Annotated in this window: 3 protein-coding genes; 2 read left to right on the top strand and 1 reads right to left on the bottom strand. The window is 74.8% G+C overall.

Annotated elements, in window-relative coordinates; translation table 11 throughout:
- Positions 1-186, bottom strand: a 186-nt coding sequence (locus tag I4I78_RS33615; RefSeq protein WP_218615295.1) for a helix-turn-helix transcriptional regulator, incomplete at its 3' end; no start/stop codon positions are given.
- Positions 187-259: 73 nt separating this feature from the next.
- Here I4I78_RS33615 and I4I78_RS32265 point away from each other — a divergent pair.
- Together I4I78_RS32265 and I4I78_RS32260 are read left to right on the top strand one after the other, a co-directional pair.
- Positions 260-1,099, top strand: a complete 840-nt coding sequence (locus tag I4I78_RS32265; RefSeq protein WP_218615294.1) for an LLM class F420-dependent oxidoreductase — start codon at positions 260-262, stop codon at positions 1,097-1,099.
- Between the two features lie 45 nt (positions 1,100-1,144).
- Positions 1,145-1,729: phosphatase PAP2 family protein (locus I4I78_RS32260; protein WP_218615293.1), on the top strand; the 585-nt coding region annotated here is incomplete at its 3' end.

Raw genomic sequence — 1,729 nt, 5'->3', positions numbered from 1 at the left:
GGCCAGATACACCGAGGGCGCGTAGTCCCCGGCCTCGACGGCGACGACCGTCTGACGGGTCACGCCGACCTCGCCGGCCAGCTCGGCCTGCGTCATGCCGGACGCCGTCCTGGCCACACGGACGGCGTTGCGCCGCCCCCTCGCCGATGTCCGTCCCACCCGAGAAGTGTCAAGGTAACCCGACATCATGTCAAGTAGGCCGGACATCGATCGGAGGGTGCACGGGAATTCCCGCCGCGCCCCGGACGTCGTAAGGATCATGAGTGTGGAACTGGGCCGATACGGCATCTGGCAGCACGCGGGCATCCTGACCCCCGACCTGGCGCGCGAGATCGAGTCGCTCGGGTTCGGCGCGATCTGGCTCGGCGGGTCGCCGTCCGGCGACCTGGCGGTGGCCGAGTCACTGCTCGAGGCCACCGACCGGATCGCCGTGGCCACCGGCATCGTGAACATGTGGTCCACCCCGGCGCAGGAGGTGGCGCCGTCCTACCACCGGATCGAGGCGACGTACCCGGGCCGGTTCCTGCTGGGCGTGGGCGTCGGGCACCCGGAGGCCACCAGCGACTACACCCGTCCCTACGCCACGGTCGTCGAGTACCTGGACGCGCTCGACGCCGCGGGCGTCCCGGTCGCCGGGCGGGCGCTGGCCGCGCTCGGGCCGAAGGTTCTGAAGCTCTCCGCGGAGCGCACCGCGGGCGCGCACCCGTACCTGACCCCGCCGGAGCACACCCGGGAGGCGCGCGAGCTGCTCGGCGACGGGGTGCTGCTCGCCCCCGAGCACAAGGTCGTCCTGAACTCCGACCCGGTGGCCGCCCGCGCGATCGGCCGTCCGGCCGTGCAGAAGCCCTACCTGGGCCTGCGCAACTACGTGAGCAACCTCAAGCGCCTCGGCTGGACCGACGCCGACATCGCCGACGGCGGCAGCGACGCCCTGATCGACGCGCTGGTCGCGCACGGCGAGCCGGACGCGGTCGCGGCCCGGCTGAACGAGCACCTCGCGGCCGGCGCCGACCACGTCTGTGCCCAGATCCTCACCCCTCGCGGCGCGGACCTGACCCCGGACCTGCGCCGCCTGGCCGGGGCACTGGGGCTGAGCTGATCGCCGGCACCCGGCGCGGCCGGTGTCGTCGGTAGCCTGGACCCGGTGCGCCCCGCCCCGGTCCCCCTCCTCGGACCGCTGCGCCGTCCCGCGCCGATCATGGCCGGGGCGGCGTTCCTGGTGTTCGCGCTGCTCGGGTTCCGGTACGCGGGCGACACCGGGGCCGGTCGCGTCGACACCCGCACCGAGGACGCGGTCGACGCCGTCACCGGGGCGCACTGGCGGTTCTTCGGGCGGGTGATCGAGTTCGGGGCGCCGCCGTTCGTGGTGCTGGTGGGCGGGCTGCTCGCCGGCCTGTGCCTGCTCCTGCGACGCCGGCGCCTGGCCGTGCTGGCGATCGTCGGCCCCGGCCTCACCGGCCTGGCCACCACCGTGCTCAAGCCGGTGATCGGCCGGACGATCGGCGACGCGGGCGGCTTCGCCTACCCGAGCGGGCACACCGGCGGGGCGACGTCGATCGCGCTGGTCGCGGCGTTGCTGCTGGTCAGCCTCGTCCCGGCCGGGCGGGGCGCGGCGCTGACGCTGGTCGGGGCCGCCGCGCTGCTCGCCGGTGGGGCCGTCGGCGCGGGAATGGTGACGATAGGGGCGCACTACCCCACCGACACCGTCGGCGGGTTCTGCGTCGCGGTC

Origin of the sequence: Pseudonocardia sp. KRD291 (genome assembly GCF_019263595.1) — a bacterium.
Taxonomy (GTDB): domain Bacteria; phylum Actinomycetota; class Actinomycetes; order Mycobacteriales; family Pseudonocardiaceae; genus Pseudonocardia.
This window is presented reverse-complemented; position numbering and strand designations above follow the sequence as displayed.

What these genes read in the sequence shown, in the direction of transcription:
- I4I78_RS32265 (WP_218615294.1), top strand. Translation starts at nt 260, where the DNA reads ATGAGTGTGGAACTGGGCCGATACGGCATCTGGCAGCACGCGGGCATC.